17 protein-coding genes and 2 pseudogenes are annotated in these 18,478 nt (G+C 65.5%); 10 read left to right on the top strand and 9 right to left on the bottom strand.

What is annotated here, in order from left to right; translation table 11 throughout:
• The first annotated feature begins 190 nt into the window (after nt 1-190).
• The 5 genes and pseudogenes from OKW39_RS34105 to OKW39_RS34085 all read left to right on the top strand — a co-directional run.
• Entirely contained in the window at nt 191-988 is a 798-nt protein-coding gene (locus OKW39_RS34105; RefSeq protein WP_429564641.1) for an SDR family oxidoreductase, read from the top strand.
• 78 nt (nt 989-1,066) lie between these two features.
• Nucleotides 1,067-2,149, top strand: coding sequence for an ABC transporter ATP-binding protein (locus OKW39_RS34100; RefSeq protein WP_090807635.1), 1,083 nt, complete (start codon nt 1,067-1,069; stop codon nt 2,147-2,149).
• A 94-nt stretch (nt 2,150-2,243) separates the two neighbouring features.
• Complete coding sequence (locus tag OKW39_RS34095; RefSeq protein WP_429564640.1) at nt 2,244-3,107, top strand: MurR/RpiR family transcriptional regulator; 864 nt, start codon at nt 2,244-2,246, stop codon at nt 3,105-3,107.
• Between the two features lie 79 nt (nt 3,108-3,186).
• Nucleotides 3,187-4,422, top strand: coding sequence for a YbfB/YjiJ family MFS transporter (locus tag OKW39_RS34090; RefSeq protein WP_429564639.1), 1,236 nt, complete (start codon nt 3,187-3,189; stop codon nt 4,420-4,422).
• Nucleotides 4,423-4,523: 101 nt separating this feature from the next.
• Nucleotides 4,524-4,724 (top strand): annotated as a pseudogene (locus OKW39_RS34085) (type II secretion system F family protein); the annotation flags it as partial.
• 127 nt (nt 4,725-4,851) lie between these two features.
• Here the strand turns inward: OKW39_RS34085 and OKW39_RS34080 are convergent.
• The 6 genes from OKW39_RS34080 to OKW39_RS34055 all read right to left on the bottom strand — a co-directional run bounded on the left by OKW39_RS34080 (nt 4,852) and on the right by OKW39_RS34055 (nt 11,128).
• Nucleotides 4,852-5,496: a trimeric intracellular cation channel family protein gene (locus OKW39_RS34080; RefSeq protein ID WP_090807629.1), complete on the bottom strand. Its 645-nt coding sequence runs from the start codon at nt 5,494-5,496 to the stop codon at nt 4,852-4,854.
• Complete coding sequence (locus OKW39_RS34075; RefSeq protein WP_429564638.1) at nt 5,493-6,761, bottom strand: M20 family metallopeptidase; 1,269 nt, start codon at nt 6,759-6,761, stop codon at nt 5,493-5,495. Before OKW39_RS34075 ends, OKW39_RS34080 begins: the two co-directional genes overlap by 4 nt.
• A gap of 60 nt (nt 6,762-6,821) precedes the next feature.
• Nucleotides 6,822-7,277, bottom strand: coding sequence for a MarR family winged helix-turn-helix transcriptional regulator (locus tag OKW39_RS34070; RefSeq protein ID WP_184024455.1), 456 nt, complete (start codon nt 7,275-7,277; stop codon nt 6,822-6,824).
• Nucleotides 7,278-7,385: 108 nt separating this feature from the next.
• On the bottom strand, nt 7,386-8,717 hold the full coding sequence (locus OKW39_RS34065) for an MFS transporter (protein ID WP_429564637.1): 1,332 nt from the start codon (nt 8,715-8,717) through the stop codon (nt 7,386-7,388).
• 60 nt (nt 8,718-8,777) lie between these two features.
• Nucleotides 8,778-10,262, bottom strand: a complete 1,485-nt coding sequence (locus OKW39_RS34060) for an amidase (RefSeq protein ID WP_429564636.1) — start codon at nt 10,260-10,262, stop codon at nt 8,778-8,780.
• A gap of 170 nt (nt 10,263-10,432) precedes the next feature.
• Nucleotides 10,433-11,128 (bottom strand): GntR family transcriptional regulator, encoded by a 696-nt coding sequence (locus tag OKW39_RS34055; protein WP_090807619.1) that lies wholly within the window; start codon nt 11,126-11,128, stop codon nt 10,433-10,435.
• A gap of 334 nt (nt 11,129-11,462) precedes the next feature.
• Here OKW39_RS34055 and OKW39_RS34050 point away from each other — a divergent pair.
• Nucleotides 11,463-13,020: pseudogene (locus OKW39_RS34050) on the top strand (hypothetical protein).
• A gap of 214 nt (nt 13,021-13,234) precedes the next feature.
• On the opposite strand, the gene OKW39_RS34045 reads toward OKW39_RS34050, so the two are convergent.
• The 3 genes from OKW39_RS34045 to OKW39_RS34035 are packed head-to-tail and all read right to left on the bottom strand — an operon-like array spanning nt 13,235 to nt 14,191.
• Nucleotides 13,235-13,513, bottom strand: a complete 279-nt coding sequence (locus OKW39_RS34045; RefSeq protein ID WP_090807615.1) for a 2Fe-2S iron-sulfur cluster-binding protein — start codon at nt 13,511-13,513, stop codon at nt 13,235-13,237.
• 52 nt (nt 13,514-13,565) lie between these two features.
• On the bottom strand, nt 13,566-13,886 hold the full coding sequence (locus tag OKW39_RS34040; protein ID WP_090807613.1) for a hypothetical protein: 321 nt from the start codon (nt 13,884-13,886) through the stop codon (nt 13,566-13,568).
• On the bottom strand, nt 13,883-14,191 hold the full coding sequence (locus OKW39_RS34035) for a 2Fe-2S iron-sulfur cluster-binding protein (protein WP_429564635.1): 309 nt from the start codon (nt 14,189-14,191) through the stop codon (nt 13,883-13,885). Before OKW39_RS34035 ends, OKW39_RS34040 begins: the two co-directional genes overlap by 4 nt.
• A gap of 328 nt (nt 14,192-14,519) precedes the next feature.
• Between OKW39_RS34035 and OKW39_RS34030 the strand changes: the two genes are divergently transcribed.
• The 4 genes from OKW39_RS34030 to OKW39_RS34015 all read left to right on the top strand — a co-directional run bounded on the left by OKW39_RS34030 (nt 14,520) and on the right by OKW39_RS34015 (nt 18,436).
• Nucleotides 14,520-15,251 (top strand): TenA family transcriptional regulator, encoded by a 732-nt coding sequence (locus tag OKW39_RS34030; protein ID WP_429444330.1) that lies wholly within the window; start codon nt 14,520-14,522, stop codon nt 15,249-15,251.
• A 105-nt stretch (nt 15,252-15,356) separates the two neighbouring features.
• Nucleotides 15,357-16,817, top strand: a complete 1,461-nt coding sequence (locus OKW39_RS34025) for an aldehyde dehydrogenase family protein (RefSeq protein WP_429564634.1) — start codon at nt 15,357-15,359, stop codon at nt 16,815-16,817.
• 56 nt (nt 16,818-16,873) lie between these two features.
• On the top strand, nt 16,874-17,353 hold the full coding sequence (locus OKW39_RS34020; protein WP_184061585.1) for a GlcG/HbpS family heme-binding protein: 480 nt from the start codon (nt 16,874-16,876) through the stop codon (nt 17,351-17,353).
• 66 nt (nt 17,354-17,419) lie between these two features.
• Nucleotides 17,420-18,436, top strand: a complete 1,017-nt coding sequence (locus OKW39_RS34015; RefSeq protein ID WP_429564633.1) for a 2Fe-2S iron-sulfur cluster-binding protein — start codon at nt 17,420-17,422, stop codon at nt 18,434-18,436.
• The last annotated feature ends 42 nt before the right edge of the window (nt 18,437-18,478 follow it).

Raw genomic sequence — 18,478 nt, 5'->3', positions numbered from 1 at the left:
GCATAAGATGCTGTAAAGCATGGGGTATTCTGCACGGCGCGACGGGGATGGAAACCCACTCTTCGGGATGGCCGGCAGTCGTCGCGGGTGGGATATGTAGGAAATTTACAGCGTTGCGCGTAGCGCGAGCCGGGTGGCGGACGGCGCCGGCAAGACGGCCGAAACGGCCAGGCCAACGAGCGAGGAACACATGGATCGTGTCGTATTGGTAACGGGCGCATGCGGCGGTATTGGCAGCGTGTTATGCGAGCGCTTCGTCGAGGCGGGTGACACCGTGCTCGCGCTCGACATCGACGCGACCGCGCTGCAATCGTTGAGCGCGCGACTCGGCGCGCAACGGGGCGCGCAACAGGGCGCGGACCAGGTCGTGCCGGTCGCGGTCGATCTCGGCGACGCCGCTGCGGTGCAGCACGCGGTGTCTGCGGCGGTCGCGCAGCGTGGACCGGTCGACGTGCTGGTCGCGAACGCGGGCGCGGCGCTCGGCGCGTCGCTCGCGAGCACCGACGCCGCAAGCTGGCAGCGCGACATCCATCTGAATCTGAACGGCACGTATCACACGGTGGAGGCGGTGCGCGCGTCGATGATCGAACGGCAGCGCGGCGCGCTCGTGCTGATCGGCTCGGTGAACGGTCTCGCCGCGCTCGGTCATCCGGCATATAGCGCCGCGAAGGCCGGCCTGATCAGCTATACGAAGGCGCTCGCGATCGAACTGGGCCGCTTTGGCATTCGCGCGAACATCGTCTGTCCGGGCACTGTGAAGACGCAGGCGTGGCAGGCGCGTGTCGACAAGAATCCTCAGGTGTTCGAGGAACTGAAGAAGTGGTACCCGTTGCGCGACTTCGCGACGCCCGACGACATCGCCGATGCGGTGCTGTTCCTCGCATCGCCGCAAGCGCGCGTGATCACCGGCGTCGCGTTGCCGGTCGACGGCGGCTTGATGGCGGGCAACCGCCTGATGGCGCAGGAGCTGACGCTCGAGTCGTTCTGAGCCGCGCGCGGCGCGTGCACTACGGCACCGGCAATACAACATCGGCAATACAACACACAGCAAGACAATGAGGACAGCATGGCAGCAGTGCAACTGAGCGGCATCTTCAAACGCTATGGCGACACCCAGGTCGTGCACGGCATCGATCTCGACATCGACGACGGCGAGTTCGTCGTGCTGGTCGGTCCGTCGGGCTGCGGCAAGAGCACGCTGATGCGGATGGTGGCCGGGCTCGAGGAAATCAGCGGCGGCGATCTGATGATCGGCGGCACGCGCGCGAATACGCTCGCGCCGCAGCAGCGCAACATCTCGATGGTGTTCCAGAGCTACGCGCTGTATCCGCATCTGTCGGTGTATGAAAACATCGCGTTCGGTCCGAGAATCCGCAAGGAATCCTCGGAGAAATTCAAGCCGCGCATCGATGCGGCCGCGAAGATGCTGAACCTCGGTGACTATCTGGACCGCTTGCCGCGCGCATTGTCGGGCGGTCAGCGGCAACGCGTGGCGATGGGCCGCGCGGTGGTGCGCGAGCCGTCGCTGTTCCTGTTCGACGAACCGCTGTCGAATCTCGACGCAAAGCTGCGAGTGCAGATGCGCACCGAAATCAAGGCCCTGCATCAGCGCTTGAAGAACACCGTGATCTACGTCACCCACGATCAGATCGAAGCGATGACGATGGCCGATCGCATCGTCGTGATGAACGCGGGACGTATCGAGCAGATCGGCCGTCCGCTCGAACTCTATGACCGGCCGGCGAATCTGTTCGTCGCGAGCTTCCTCGGCTCGCCGTCGATGAATTTCGCCGAGGGCGTGATCGTCAATCGCACGCAGGGTGCGGGCCTCGCGTTGAAGCTCGCGGACGGCAGCGAGGTCGCGCTCGAACGCACGCCTGCGTCGGCCGTGGTCGGTGCGAAGGCCACGCTCGGCGTGCGGCCCGAGCACGTCGAGATCACGACGCAGATACCGGATGCCGCGCTCGACGTCGAAGTGATCGAGCCAACTGGCGCCGAAACGCACCTGTACGGGAAAATAGGCGGCGCCTCGTGGTGCGTGACCACGCGCGAGCGCTCGAAGATCGAGCCCGGTCAGCGTGTCGCGCTGCGTCTGCCGGCCGAACACATCCATCTGTTCGATACGGAGAGTGGACGCAGGCTGGTCTGAACCGCGTGCGGCTTGAACTTTGATCAGGCCGATTGAAGCCGAACAAGCTGCGAGCGACGCGGATCCATATGAAACAGCCCCTAAGGAACACCGGGTGTCCGCACCGAACTTGATTCCCCACATCCGCAACGCACTCGCGAGTCTGCGGCCCGCCGAGCGCAAGGTCGCCGACATGGTGCTCGCCGACGTCGACTTCGCGATGCGCGCGAGCATCACCGAACTCGCGCAGCGCGCCGACGTGTCCGAGCCTTCCGTCACGCGTTTTTGCCGCGCGATCGGTGCGCACGGTCTGCGCGACTTCAAGATGCAGCTCGCGCAGAGCGTCGCGGGCGGGCTGCCGTATGCATCGACCGCGGTCGCGCGCGACGACGACGTGCAGACCTTGATGGACAAGGTCGGCGAAGCGGCGATCGACGGCATCACGCATGCGCGCGGCGCGCTCGATCCTGCCGTGGTCGAAAGCGCGATCGCGGCGCTTTCGAGCGCCCGGCGCGTGTTTTTCTTCGGCGTGGGCTCAGGCTCGGGGCTCGTCGCGCAGGACGCGGCGCTGCGTTTTTTGCGCATCGACATCGCGGCGGCCGCGTTTACCGATGGTCATTTGCAGCGTCTATACGCGGGTCTGATGGAGCCGGGCGACGTCGCGTTTGCGATCTCGCATTCGGGGCGCAGCGTCGAAGTGAATGAAAGCATCCAGATCGCGAAGGAGCGCGGCGCGACGACGATCGCGCTGACCAACGTCGGCTCGCGACTCGCATGGCTCGCCGATATTCCGCTGCTGCTGCGCGTGGCGAGCCCGATCGATCCGAACACGCCGGGCGTGTCGCGGCTCGTGCATCTGTGCATCATGGATGCGCTCGCGATCGGCGTCGCGCTGAAGGCCGGGCCCGAGACGCTGGAAAAGATGCGCCACGCGAAGGCGCGGCTCATGCCGCATGAGCCGGAAGGGGCGGGCGGGTAAGCCGCGCACATTCCGCGACTTTCGTCGTCGCTCCAGGTAGAATCGGCTCGCAGCGTTCCCCGTTTACGTCCGTCCGCCCATGTCCTCCCGTTCCGCCGACACCGCATCGCACGCCCCATCAACGACCACCGCCGAACGTGTGCCGACCCTGCTGCTGGCCGCCGCGCTATCGCTCGGCAGCGCGTCAGCGCTCGGCTTCGCGCGCTTCGCGTACGCGCTGCTGTTGCCGTCGATGAAACTCGACCTCGGCTGGAGCTTCGCGCAGGCCGGCGCGATGAACACCGCCAACGCGCTCGGCTATCTGCTCGGCGCGCTCGTGTTTCCGCGCCTCGCGCGCCGCTGGTCGGCCGGCGCGCTGTTCGCGGCCGGTTGCGTGCTGACCGCGCTGCTGATGGCCGGCAGCGGCCTCACCGCCAGCACGGATGCGCTGCTGACGCTGCGCGTGATCACCGGTGCGAGCAGCGCGGCGATCTTCATCGGCGGCGGCGTGCTTGCGGCGCGGCTCGCGTCGGCGCGACCGCGCGACGCGGGGCTCGTGCTCGGTCTGTATTACGGCGGCACCGGCTGGGGGATCGTCGCGTCGTCGGTGCTGGTGCCGGTGACGATCCTTGATGCCGCCCACGGCTGGCAATTCGCGTGGTTCGCGCTCGCGGCGGCCTGCGCGCTGTTCTCCGCGGTCGCGATCGGCGCGTCGCGCAGGATCGAGCGCGCGTACTCGATCGCGGCGGCTGCGGCGCATGCGGCCGGCGCCACCCCCGCCCCGGGCTGGCCGCACTTCGCGGCCGCGCTCGCGGGCTACGGACTGTTCGGCGTCGGCTATATCGGCTACATGACGTTCATCGTCGCGCTGCTGCGCAACGCCGGCATGAGCGCGGCGGTCGTCACCGGTTTCTATCTACTGCTCGGCGCGGCGACCGTGGTGTCGGCGCGGATCTGGTCGACGCTGCTCGATCGCATGCGCGGGGGCCAGGCGCTCGCCCTGCTCAACGCGCTGCTGGCGATCGCGACGCTGCTGCCCGCGCTCTTCACGCAGCCGTGGGTCGCGTTCGTTTCGGGCGCGCTGTTCGGCGCGACGTTCCTGTCGGCGGTCGCGTCGACGACCGCGTTCGTGCGCCACAATCTGCCCGCGAGCCACTGGGCGAAGGGCATCAGCGCCTTCACGATTGTGTTCGCGTTCGGGCAGATCGTCGGGCCGGTCGTGATCGGCTGGGTGTCGGATGGCGCCGGGCTCGCGCGCGGGCTCGTGTATTCGGCGCTGCTGCTGGCGGCCGGCGCGGTACTCGCGGCGTGTCAGAAGGCGTTGCGCGCGGCGTGAGTCGCTTTATGCGTGCTTCGTATTCAGCGATACGTCCAGCACCGATGCGCGACGAACGTGAGCGGCGGCACCACGCAGACGACTAGCGCGATGCCGAGCGCGGGCGGCCCGCCCGCAAGCTGTCCGATACGCTGCGCGCGCGCCGCCGGATGCGCGCCGAGGAGCGGGCCGCGAAGATCGCGCTGAAGTTGCTGTTTCCGTTGATGTTCTGCATTTTTCCGGCGCTGTTCGTCGTGCTGATGGGGCCCGCGATGATTCATATCTATCGCGATCTGCCGCCGAGCATGGCGGGTGGCACATGACCACGCACTTCGTCGCGAGCGGATCGACATGGGGAATGAACGGAGAGAGCCGGTGGAACGCACGAGACAACGTGGCGCGGCGGCGGTGCTGATTCCGCAAACCGCGAGCTGAAGCGCGAAGGGCTCGTTATGAGTTGTCGCGTGTCTCGGCCGTGCGTCTGCCTTGGAAGATCGGCAGCCGCCAGCCATAGCGCAGTGACGCGAGCCGCGCCAACACGCAAGCCAATGTCGCGAACCACGGCGTCCACCAGTCCGTCCAACCCGCGTACGAAAAACCGACTTGCACCGCCGCGCCTAACAGCGCGGCCGACGCATAGATCTCGCGTTCGAGAATCGCGGGTACGCGCGAGAGCACGACGTCGCGCATCACGCCGCCACCGACCGCGCTGACGATGCCGAGCAGAATCGCGAGTTCGGCATTGTGGCCATACGTGAGCGCTTTCTGCGCGCCCGACACCGCGAACAGACCGAGCCCGATCGCATCGAAGAACAGCACCGGCTGGCGCAGCCGGCGCACCTGCGGATACGCGAGAATCGTCACGGCCGACGCGGCGAGCGCGGTCGCCAGATAGCGCCAGTTCGACAGCCCCGCAGGCGGGATCGCGCCGATGCACAGGTCGCGCACGATGCCGCCGCCGCACGCGACCATGAAGGCGATCACGACGATGCCGAGCAGGTCGAGCCGTCGTTGACGCGCGGCCACCGCGCCGCTGATCGCGAACACGAAGGTGCCGATCAGGTCGAGAATGGTGTAGACAGCGTGTGAATTCACTGAGTGGTTTCGTGTTGATCGAGCCAGGCACCGGCCGCGCACAGCATGGCTTCGAGGCCCGTGCGCAGGGTCGGGTCGAGCACAGGTGCGAATTTCGGCGAGTGATTGCTCGGAATTTCGTTGAGTTTTTTCGCGGCGAGCGCCTGGCGGAACACTTCGGGCTCGGTGCCGCCGACGAACCAGAACGAGTACGGCACGTTCCATTCGCGGCCGAACACGCTGAAGTCTTCGCTTGCGGCGGCCGGCGGCGATTCGTACGCGCGCTCGCCGAACTGCGCCTCGAACGCGTTGCGCACACGCTCGGTCGTGGCCGCGTCGTTGATCGTCAGCGGGTAGCTCGATAGTGTCGTGAATTCTGGCTCGCGCGGCGCGTTCGACGCCACGCATTCGGCGCAGCAGATGCGGCGGATCGCGCCGAGCATGTACTCGCGCACGTCATCGTCGTAAGTGCGCATGTTGAGCTTCAGCGTCGCGTCGTCGGGGATGATGTTCTCTTTCGTGCCGGCTTGCAGCGAACCGATGGTCAGCACGGCGCTGTCGCTCGGCGCGATTTCGCGCGACACGATGGTTTGCAGACGCAAGGTCGTCGACGCTGCCATGATCACGGGATCGATCGACGTCTGCGGCTGCGAGCCGTGCGCGCCGCGCCCGAACAGCTTGATCTTGATGCTGTCGCCGGCCGACAGGATCGTGCCGCTGCGATAGCCGACCGAGCACGCCGCGCCGACCATCACGTGCTGGCCGAGAATCACGTCGGGCTTCGGAAAGCGCGTGGTCATGCCGTCGTCGAGCATGCTGCGTGCGCCGCGGCCGACTTCCTCACCGGGCTGGAACACGGCCATCAGCGTGCCGCGCCATGCGTCGCGATGCCCTGCCATCAGACGCGCGACGCCGAGCAGCCACGTGACGTGCATGTCGTGGCCGCACGAATGCGCGACGCCGACTTCGAGCCCGTCTTCGTCTTTCGCCCTCACCGTGCTCGCATAGGGCAGGCCGGTCGCTTCGGCCATCGGCAGCGCGTCCATGTCGGCGCGCAGCATCACGGTGGGACCGTCGCCGTTGCGCAGCAACGCAACGACGCCCGTCACGCCGACCTTGCGCGTCACCTCGTAACCGAGCTTTTCCACGTAGTCCGCGACGATGCCCGCGGTGCGCACCTCCTGCATCGACAGTTCGGGGTGCGCGTGCAGGTCTTTGTAGATCGCTTCGAGTTCAGGCAGCAGCGCGTCGATCGCGCTCGACATCGTTTCGATCAGCTTCGACATGGAGGGCTCCTTGTTGCCATGAACGCCAGGGAAGGAAGGCGGTGGAATGCGGACCGTCTGTCAGGATTGCGCAGGCGGCGCGCTTGCGGACTCGCTTTCGAGCAGGCTGTGCGAAAGCTTGCCAAGCAGACGTTCGAGCGTTTTGCGTTCGTTCGCGCTGAGCGCCTTCGCCAGCTCGACCTCGAGCTCGGTGCCCACCGCTTCGGACGCCTGCGCGACCTCGAGGCCGTGCGCGGTGGCGCGTAACGCGATGCTACGACGGTCCGACGCATGCATGTTGCGCGTGATCAGGCCGCGCGTTTCAAGCTCGGCGAGGACTTTGGAAAGCAGCGTTTTTTCGATCAGCGCGCGCTGTGAAACGGATTTGGGCGTGATGTCGGGCTCCGCGCAGACGAGGCGCAGCACGCGCAACGCACGCACGTCGAGATCCCAGCGCTCGCGGTAGACCATATTCGCGCGGTTGATCAGCAACGCGCTGGTCAGGTCGAGCCTGAAAGTCAGGAAGTCCGAATACAAGAATTTGCTCCGCTGTCCGCGTCATACGCAGTGCAGGCATTATAGGCAAGTAGTTGAAATTTTCAAATACTTGCGTGGACGCCGCCCTGGTGCGAGACAGGTGAAGTGTTAGCGAGCGTCGCGCCCGGAGCCGGATTGGGCCACGCGGGCGGCGACACCCATCGGTTCGATCGAAGCGCTTGAATCGGTCTGCTCGCCGCTGAGCGAATCGAGGCTGATGCCGTTGGTCTCGGGCAGAATCCACGCGGTGACGATCACGCACAGATAACCGACGCCCGCGACCAGCGGAATCGCGGAGTCGAGCGCCATATGACCGGTGCTGAGCCAGCCCACGCCAAGCGGGAACAGCGAGCCGATGACGCGCCCCATGTTGTAGGCGACGCCGTAGCCGGTCGCGCGAATTTCGTTCGGGTAGCTCTCCGAGATCGTCGCGGCGATGCCCGAGAACGTTCCCTGCATCAGCACGCCGAGCAGAAAGCCGAGCACGAGCATCGCGCCGTTCGACGCGGGAATCGCCATATAGGCGAGCGCCATGGAAAACGCGCCCGCCGCGAACACGATATACGTGAGGCGTCGGCCGATGCGGTCCGACGAATACGCACCGAGCACGTAGCCCACGAACGAGCCGAGGATCATGATCGCGAGATAGGCGCTCGTGCCGAAGATCGACAGGCCGCGTTCGAGCTTCAGATAGGTCGGGATCCACGTCGCGATCGCATAGTAGCTGCCGAGCATGCCGCCCGACAGCAGACTGCACAGGATCGTCTTGCCGGCGAGCGGCCGCGCGCAGACACGGCGTAGTCCTTCGAAGGCGGCGGGCGAGTGCTGTTTTCCGAGCGCGCGCGAGAACGCTTCGGGCTCCTTCAGATCGCGCCGAAGATACACAACCAGCAGCGCCGGCACGATGCCGATAAAAAAGCAGCCGCGCCACGCCCACTCCGCCGGCAGCCACGAAAACAGCACGCTATAGACGATCGCCGCGGCGGCCCAGCCAAACGAATAACTGCTCGCCGCGAAGCCGGAGAATTTGCCGCGATGCGCGGGATTCCTGATGATCTCGGTCGCGAGCACCATGCATAGCGACGATTCGCCACCGAAGCCGAGCCCCTGCAGCATGCGAAACAGCGCGAGCTGTAGTGGCGAGTTGGCGAAGCCGCACGCGAAGCACGCGAGCGCGAATAGCACGATGGTCCAGCGCAGAATGCGCACGCGCCCGAAGCGGTCGGCGAGCAGGCCCGCGCCGATCGCACCGACGAGCGACGCGATCAGCGTGTAGGTGACGATGCTGCCCGCGATGGCCTTGTTCATGTGCCAGGTCGCGGCGAGCACGGGAATCAGGAACGAGTAGATCATGAAGTCGTACACATCGACGGCATGACCCATGAACGCGCCCGCAAAGGCTTTCTTCTCGTTCTTTGACAGCGATTCGAACCAGACCATGATGGAGGACTCCGGGCGAGGATGAGGTGGCGGCTGGCGCCTCGAGAATGCGAGTGGGTGTTATAGCGGTGGCGCGACGAACGACAGTCCCGCCTGCTCGAGCAGCGCGGCCACCCGCAGCGAACGCAGGTCGTGATAGAGCGGCCCGACGATCTGCACGCCGATCGGCAGGCCGTCCGCGGTCGTGCCGGCGCGGGCCACCGTCGATGGCAGGCCGCACAGACCCGAGTGGCCGGCCCAGAACAGCTGGGTCGTCATCGGCTGCGGGCGGCCGTTGACGTCGAGCGTGCGTTGCCACGGCGCCCCGGTTTCGTCGAGCGTGAAGGCGGCGGTCGCGGCGGCGGGGCACAGCAGCACGTCGACCGTGCCGAACAGCTCGCGCCATGCTTCGCAAAACGCGTCGCGCTGCTTTTGCAGCAGCAGCCAGTCGCGGTGACGCAACGCGGTGCCCGCGTATTGCAAGGCGGCGTACGACGACGCGTCGGCGGCCACGGCGGCGCTTGCTGTGAGCGCGGCGGCGAAGGCGTCGTCGTCGAGATAGTGCGAGGTCGACGCGCGCAGCAGCAGCACGTAGGCGCGCATCAGTTGCGCGGCGTCGAGCGCGGGGCGCGCGTCCCAAACCACCGTCGCACCGGCGTCTTCGAGCTGCCGGCCAAGACGCGTGAGGCACGCCTCTACCGGGCCGTCGACATCGGCGAGCGGATGATTGGTCAGTATGCCGAAGCGGAATTCACGCAGGTCCGTGCGCTCGCAGGGTGGCAGTGCGAGCCTCAGCGCGCTCGCGGCTTCGCCGGCCGGACCGGCGATCGCGCCGAGCACGAGTTCGAGGTCGCGCGCCGAGCGCGCGAGCGGACCCGCGACGTTGATGTCGGGCTGCGCCATGCCGCCGCCGATGCCATGGCCTTTCAGCGACACGATGCCATGCGTGGTCTTGTGCGAGAAGACGCCGCAGAAATGCGCGGGGTTGCGGATCGATGAGCCGACATCCGAGCCGACGTCGAAGAATGACATGCCCGCGCAGACGGCCGCCGCGCTGCCACCCGACGAACCGCCCGGCGTGCGGGACGGATCGCGCGGATTGCGGGTCGTGCCGTAGAGGTCGTTATAGCTTTGCCAGTCGCGCAGATAGATCGGCACGTTGGTCTTGCCGAGCAGCACCGCGCCCGCGTCGAGCAGGCGTTGCACGACGTCCGCATGGGCACTCGCGATGTTCTCGCGATGCGCGGGGTCGCCAAGGGTAGTCGGCCAGCCGCGGACGTCGAAAGATTCCTTGATCGTAAACGGAATGCCGTGCAAGGGGCCGCGCAGCCGCCCCCCGCGCCGTTCCTCGTCGCGTGCTTCGGCGGTGGCGTAGGCGGCGTCGAAATCGGATACGACGACCGCGTTCAACAGGCCGTTGTCGGCCTCGAATGCGGCTTCGCACGCGGCGACGAGCGAGACGGCGTCGATCTCGCCGGCGCGCATGTCGTGCGCGGCCTGCTGGACAGTGGCGTAACGGTAGCGCTCCGCCTGACTGGCGGCGGGTGGGGAGGAGCTTGGTGTCATGAAAGGCCTGAGAGGGCGATCGATGGGCGGTATGTTGTATACCGTCTATCGCCAAATTCCGCCTGTCAAGTGGCTTGCAGCGTAGTCGACGAAATTATCGGGTGGCGTAAAGCGAGCGCGGTGGCGTGTGCCGCGCCTCGCTTCCTATGCCGCGCGTTTCAAAGGCCGTTTCAACGCGCATTGTTCGCCAGATAGTGCTGGGCGGCGCGCATCACATGCCGCTCGGCGAGCAGCGCCGACAGCGTCGCATCGCCCGACTGCACCGCGCGCAGGATCGCGGCGTGTTCGTCCCAGGTCTGGCGGACTTCCGCATCGCTCGCGTTCGTGAACAGCATGCGCGTGCGGTCGCGCAACGAGCGCATCAGGTCGCTCAGAATCGTATTGGCCCCGGCCGCGTAGAGCAGGTCGTGAAAACGCGCGTTGAGTTCGAGCAGGTCGGCCGTCTCGCCGGCGTCGACTTTTGCCTTGCCTTCGGCGAGCACCTGTTCGATCTGGCCGACCAGCTCGGGCGTTCGATGTTCGGCGGCGAGCCGGGCGTTGAGTCCCTCGAGCGTCGCGCGGATCTGGATCATTTCGCGTGCCGCCGACGGCTGCAGCGACGCGACCACCGCGCCGTGCCGCGGCCGCACTTCGACGAGGCCTTCCGAGGCGAGCGCGCGCAGCGCTTCGCGTACCGGCACGCGCGAGACGTCGAGCTCCTGGGCGATGCGTCCTTCGACCAGCCGCTCGCCGGGCGCGTACGTGCCCGAGACGATTGCTTCGCGCAGCCGCGCGGTGACGAGATGCGACAGCTGCTGATGCATGATCGGCGCGCTCGATTGCCCCTGTGCGCCGCTTGCCGCGGTCGTGTCCGCTTCAGTGTTCATAAGGATCTCCAACCTGTGTTGCTGATGGCGTGTGATGCAGGCGATTTTACCTCAGTGCACGTCGCGAATACTGTAGACCTTATACGGAAATATCCGGCTCGGCCTTGTCTGACGGGGCATTGAAGCACGCGCCCCGCTTCCTCGTAACTACCGGGAACGGCGGGATTTCTGCTGCCGCTCGATTCTTCTTCTTTGAAATGCCCCGACGAATGCGGGTAAACCCCAAGCAAACAGCCGTTGATCCAGTTTTATTTAGTACATAGTATACCAAGCTGTTATCTCAAATCAGCCGCATTCCACCCACGCTCGCAGGTCCGCGCAGTCAGGAGAAGCAATGGAATCTCACGTCGTTCTAACGTCGGCGCACTGGGTTTATCTGTGTGGTGTCGTCTCTATCATCGCGACGCTGGTGTTTCGCGCCAATGTCGTCGCGCCCGCGATTCTCGCGACCTTCGCCACCGTCTTCGCGTTTTCCGGCCAGGTGTCGACCGCGATCGAAGCGGTGTTCTTCGCGCCGCTTACGGCGGCGCGCGAGCTGTTTCAATATCTTCCTCGTGATTTCGCTGATGACCGCGTTGCTCAACGCGCTGAAACGGATCAACGCGGATGTGCGCATGGTCCAGCCGTTTCGCGCGGTCATGGTCAACGGGCACGTCGGCTTCTTCGTGCTCGGCTTCGTGAGCTACGTGTTGTCGCTGTTCTTCTGGCCGACGCCGGCCGTGCCGTTGATCGCCGGCATTCTGCTGCCGGCCGCGATTTACGCGGGCGTGCCGCCGCTGGGCGCGGCGTTGTGCATCGGCATCGCGGGACTCGGCACGGCCTTGTCGTCGGATTACGTGATGAAGGTCGCGCCGGGCATCAGCGCGAAAGCGGCCGCGGTCGCGATGCCGGACGTTGCCGACAAGGCGCTGCTGCTGTCGCTGATCACGGGCGGCATCGCGTTCCTGATCGCCTATCTGCGTATCCGCAAGCAGATCCAGGCGCCCGATGCGCGCCATCTCGAACGCTGGGAAGCGACCCAGGTCACGGCGAATGCCGTTGTCACGCCGGCGGCCGGCACGAGTCGCGCGCGCATCCGGCGCGGCAAACCGCAGCATGCGTCGGTCGGCGACGGCGGCCAGGTCAGCGGCGCGAGCGGCTCGCGGGCGTTGTTGTTGTCGTCGCGCGACCTGTTGACGCCGTGGCAGGAGCGCTGGTCCCGCTGCTTCGCGATCGTGATCCCCGTCGCCTTTCTCGCGATCGTCGTCTACATGGTGTTGCCGCATCTGATCCCCGGCTTCAAGGGCGCGAGCGGTGCAGCGGCCGCGGCGCTCGTCGGCGGCGTCTCCGCGTTGCTGATGGTGGCGGTAGCCGCTGCGCGCGACTATCGCGCGATGTGCCGCAGCACGGCCGAGCACGTCACCGAGGGTTTAGTGTTTTCGTTTCGCGCGATGAGCTCGGTGCTGCCGATTGCGGGCTTCTTCTTCATCGGCGTGGCCGGCACTGCGGCGCCGATCCTCGGCTTGCCCGCCGGTACCCATGCCCCCGGCCTGCTTGCCGATCTCGTGAAAGCGGGCGAGGTCTACATTCCGCACAACGCGTTCTTCGTCTCGTACGGCATTCTGCTGGCCGGCGTGGTGACGGGCATCGACGGCTCGGGCTTCGCCGGTTTGCCGTTGACCGGCGCGCTGGCGGGCGCGCTCGGCCGCACGGTGGGCTTCGACGTGTCGACGCTCGCGGCGATCGGCCAGATGGGTTCGGTGTGGACCGGCAAGACGCTGACCGCATGGTCGGCGCTCGCGGCGGTGGCGAGCTTCGCGCGTGTGCCGGTGTTGCAGGCGGTGCGCTATCTGTTGCTGCCGGTGGTGTCCGGCCTGGTGGTGTCGACGTTGGTGGCGATTCTGATCTGGTGATGGGAGGGGCGGGACGCGTGTGTCGTCCGCGCGGTTTTTGCCGGGCCTTGCGCGTTGGTTTGCCGATGCGCAAGGCCTTGGCGGTTTGATTGTCGGCGCGCTTTGCCCGCGAGTTGCGGCCTACGTTTTACGCCTCGCAACGACAAGCAAAAACGCCGGCTTCAGTGCATCGAAGCCGGCGTCCCAGTTTGACTCACTACGTTGTGTTGCTAACTCACCATGACACGCTGACATTGCCATTGACGAAAGTCTGACAGGCCATCCGATAGCCAGCTTTGATTTCGTCTTCGCTCAGATGGCGTTTTTCCTTGTCCTTCACGCTATCGGTATGTTCGATGCCGTGTTCGACCTTGCATTTGCAGGTGCCGCACAAGCCGCCGCCGCATTTGAACGGAATGCCGCCTTTTTCGCGCAGCGAGACGCGCAGCAGATTGCTGTTGGGCGGCGCGCTGACCGACTTGTTGTCGTTGCTGAGGAAAGTAATCTGGATCATTCGGAGGCTTACGTATTGGGTTCGGAGAGGAGGGGATGAAACGGCGCGGCAACTAGCGCGGGGTCAGTTGCGCGGCGCCGTTGCCGTGGCCCGCGAGCTGCCGTAGCGACTCGAGCGCGGCTTCAGGCGTCGCGAATTTTTCGAGGAACCTGGTGGGAACGAGATTGACCGCCGACGGTGTGGCTTCGTCGATCACCCTGATCTTCGTTTCTTTCATGAGCGCGGCGATGACGAACGTGGCGATATGCCGGCCGCCGTAGAGGTAGTCGAAGGTGGCGAGCGGCACGATGCCTTCGGTCGCCTCGGTGCGGTACTGGCCGGGCTTGCTCGTCAGGATCACGTGCGTGCCGGCCGCTGCGGAGCGCGTATTCATGCTGCCTGCTCCAGATCGTCCTGCGCGAGTTCGATGTCGTGCTCGATCCATAGTTGGCACGCGAGGCGATAACCCTGCGCAAGCCGCTCGCCGAGCTGTTTTTTTTCCTTCCAGTTGGGCTCGGGCAGATGCTGCGCGCCGGACATCACGCGGCACGCGCACTTCGAGCACTTGCCCATGCCGCATTCGTAGCGCAGATGCGGAAACGGGAATTGCTTGATGCCGGCGCGCACGACGAGGTTGGTGTTCTCCTTGACCTCGCCCTGATGGGTCGCGCCATTTTTGTGAAATACCACTGTTGGCATAACGCTCTCCGTGATTCACTCGGATCTAGTGTAGTTGAAGAAAAGGATATAGTATACCGTCTACTGCCTGATGGTGCCCCGGCTAGGACCGAAGACAGCGGCAGTTGGCGCGCATATAGGTCCATTTTTCTTGGGTTTTCCGCAGTCAGGCCGCAATGCAACGGCGCGTAGACGGAGCGCTCTTCCCTCGAACGGTTTGCGCAATTCGGCCATACTGGTATACAGTATTCATCTCAGGCGCTACACTAGCTGAACTGTTCCTTCCGTGCCCGACGGCATTCGGGCTTTCGACAACGCCAACCTTTTACCTACCTGTCAGGAGCTTGAAATGGCTGAATTGATGAACCGTGATGACTTCCGCGCCGCGCTCGAGGAAGCCATCAAAGGCAAGAGTGCGAACAAGGCGCCGTTCAGCATCGCGTGGGCGAGCGGCAAGCTGAGCCGCGCGCATCTCGCGCGCTGGGCCGAGAACCACTATCACTACGTGGGCCCGTTCGCCGACTATCTGGCCTACATCTATGCGCGCACGCCGGACCGCTTCACCGAGGCTAAGGACTTTCTGCTCGCCAACATGTACGAAGAGGAAATCGGCGGAGACCGTCATACCGATCTGCTGATCCGTTTCGCCGAAGCGTGCGGCACGACGCGCGAGCGCGTGATAGATCCCGACAACATGTCGCCGACCACGCGAGGCCTGCAGGCATGGTGTTATTCGGTGGCGATGCGCGAGGACCCGATTGTCGCGGTCGCGGCGCTCGTCGTGGGTCTGGAATCGCAGGTGCCGTCGATCTATCGCAAGCAGACGCCGACGCTGCGCGACAAATACCAGTTCACCGACGAGGAAGTGGAGTTCTTCGATCTGCACATCGTGTCGGACGAGATTCATGGCGAGCGCGGCTATCAGATCGTGCTCGAACATGCCGACACGCCCGAGTTGCAGCAACGCTGCCTGAAGATCTGCGAGATCGGCGCGCAGATGCGTCTGCTTTATACGACCGCGCTCTATTACGACTACGTCGAGCAGGACCTGGCGCTGCCCGAACTCGAACTCGCGAGTTGAACCCGCGGCGGCGCGCGCAACGCGGCGCCGTCTTCCGTTGGCATCGCCGCGAGCCAGCCGGCCGGCATGGCGCCGGCCATTGCGGCAACAGCACAGGTATCCGTCATGAGCAATCCGGCAACACCAGAGTTCAAGAATCTCATCGCGGGCGAGTGGACCGCGAGCGTGAGCGGCGGCACGTTCGACAACGTGAATCCCGCCGATACGCGCGACATCGTCGGCCGCTTCCAGGCGTCTTCGGTCGAGGACGCGCGCGCCGCGCTGGCCGCGGCGGCTGGCGCGTTCGCCGCGTGGCGGCGCACGCCGGTCGCGCAGCGCGCGGCCGTTCTCAATCGCGCGGCGGCGTGGCTCGAACAGCACGCGGACGGATTCGCGAACGAACTCACGCGCGAAGAAGGCAAGCCGCTCGCGCAGAGCAGGGACGAAATTCTGCGCTCGGCGCAGGTGCTGCGTTTCTATGCGGTGGAAGGTCAGTCGTATGCCGGCGAGACGTTCCCGAGCGACGATCCCGACATGACCGTCCACACGCAGCGCGAACCCCTCGGCGTCGTCGCCGTGATTACACCGTGGAATTTTCCGATCTCGATCCCGGCGCGCAAGATCGCGCCGGCGCTGATCGCCGGTAATACGGTGATCTTCAAACCGTCGTCGGATGCGCCGCTGATCGGCTACCGGCTCGCCGAAGCATTCGCGCAGGCGGGCATTCCATCGGGTGTACTGAATTTCATCACGGGACGCGCGTCGGAAATCGGCTCCGTCATTACCGCGTCGCCGGTCGTCAGGGCCGTGTCGTTCACCGGTTCGACCGCCGCTGGCGAACAGATTCATCGCTCCCTACCGCTGACCACGCGCACGCAGATGGAACTCGGCGGCAAGAACCCGCTGATCGTGATGGACGACGCGGATCTCGACCGCGCCGTCGACCTGACGATCAAGGGGGGCTTCTCGCTGACGGGCCAGGCCTGCACCGGCACGAGCCGCGTGCTGGTCATGCAGAGCGTGCGCGATGCGTTCAGCGAGAAACTGCTCGCTAAAGTGAAGACGCTCAAGATCGGCAGCGGCCTCACGCCCGGCATGGACATCGGCCCGCTCGCGACCCGGACGCAGCTCGACACCGTGCTCGACTACGTGGCCTCCGGCAAGGCACAGGCCACGCATCTGTACGGCGGCGAGCGCCTGAGCGGTCCCGATTACGAGCACGGCTATTACGTCACGCCTGCGATCTTCACCGACGTGACGCAGGACATGCGTATCTGCCGCGAAGAAATCTTTGGGCCGGTGATCGCGATCGTCACCGTGACCAGCTACGAGGACGCGATCGCGAAGGCGAACGACACCGAGTATGGGCTCTGCGCCGCGATCGTCACGTCGAATCCACGCCACATGCATCGCTTCGCGGACGACATCGAGGCGGGCACCGTGAAGATCAACCGAACGACGACGGGCAACGCGATCAACGCGCCGTTCGGGGGGCTCAAGCGTTCGAGCACGTCGACGTTTCGCGAATCGGGGCGTGGCGGTCTCGAGTTCTATACGCAGATCAAGACGGTCTATCGCGGCATCTGAGAGCGGCGAGATCAGCTTTCCGAATCAATGAATCAATCAGCAATGAGGGGGTTGCAATGAAACAGATATTTCGCCTGGAACTGGCCGAAGCGCGCGAAATGATCCGCGCGGCCATCGGCCGGGCGCAGCAGATCGACGTGCTCGAATCGGTCTGCATCGTCGACGAGGGCGGCTATCCGCTCGCGCTCGAACGGATGGACGGCGCGCGCATCACTGGGCCGCAGATTGCGTGGAACAAGGCGTTCACGGCAGCCGGCCACAAGCGCTCGACGCATCTGTTCACCCAGCGGCCCAACGGTCCCGCGTTGCCGGGCAACGAAGCGTTCGGCATTCAATGGAGCTTCGAGGGTAAGTTTGCGGCATTCGTCGGCGGTTTTCCTGTTGTCGTCGATGGCCAGGTGGTGGGTGGTGTGGGCCTGAGCGGCGGCAACGGCGAGCAGGACACGCAGTGCGGCCTCGCCGCTTTGCAGGGGCTGCACGATCTGCTCGCGGCGCAGGGGCATAGCGTGCTCGTGGAAGCCGACATCAAGAAATGACGCCACGGGCCGCCTGTGCATGCCGGCGGTCCTGTCGTTCGCATCGCATCGTCATGAGGTGGCGTCATGTCATACCGGATTCAGGTGCTCGAAACAGGAGCGTGCTTCAGCGCTGAGCGCGACGAATCGCTGCTCGCCGCCGCGCTACGCGCGGACGTGCCGCTTGCGCACGATTGTCAGTTCGGCGGTTGCGGCACGTGCCGCGTGAAAGTGCACGAGGGCACGCTCGACTACGAGGAGTTTCCGCTCGGACTCACCGAGGAGGAGGCGCAGGCGGGATTTGCGCTCGCGTGTCAGGCGCGGCCGCGCAGCGACATTGTGATCGGCGCGGGCCACACCGGTGCGCCGACATCGGAGCCGGCGCGTCATACGGTGCGCGTCGAGGCGGTACGCTTGCTGGCGCACGACGTCACGCACCTCACGCTCGCGCTTCCAGAGGATGCCGAAATGATCTACCGGCCCGGTCAGTACATGAACGTGATGCTCGAAGACGGTAGTCATCGCAGCTTCTCGATGGCATCCGCCGCGCGCGCGGGCGGCCTCGTCGACTTTCATGTGCGGAAGATCGCGGGCGGCCGGTTCACCGATCGTGTGGTGGCGCAGCTCAAACCGGGCGACCGCCTCGACGTGGAGCTGCCGCTCGGCGGATTCCGACTGCACGAAGAGGACTATCGTCCGTTGCTGATGGTCGCGACCGGCACCGGCCTGGCGCCGGTGAAAGCGATGCTCGAATCGCTGATGGACGATCCCGATTGCCCGCCCGTCACGCTGTACTGGGGCGCGAGAACGGCCGACGGCCTGTATCTGCATGACGAAATCGGCCGCTGGGCGGAGCGTCTCTACGAGTTCCGCTATGTGCCGGTGTTGTCGCGCGCGGACACAGCATGGAGCGGGCGGCGCGGCTATGTGCAGCATGCGGTGTGCGAGGACCATGCGGACCTGTCGGAGCACGCGGTCTATCTGTGCGGCTCGCCCGCGATGATCGCCGAGGCGAAGGCCGCTTTCATCGCGAAGGGCGCGAGCGTGGATCATCTGTACTCGGACAGCTTTACGTTCCAGCACGCCGCAGCGGCGCTCGTGTAGCGCGCGGCACGCGCGCCATCCAGTCATCAGATTCGCACAAGG

It is taken from the genome of Paraburkholderia sp. MM6662-R1, assembly GCF_050436245.1.
GTDB classification, from domain to species: domain Bacteria; phylum Pseudomonadota; class Gammaproteobacteria; order Burkholderiales; family Burkholderiaceae; genus Paraburkholderia; species Paraburkholderia tuberum.
The sequence above is the reverse complement of the archived record's forward strand: the minus strand, read 5'-3'. Positions and strand labels throughout refer to the sequence as shown.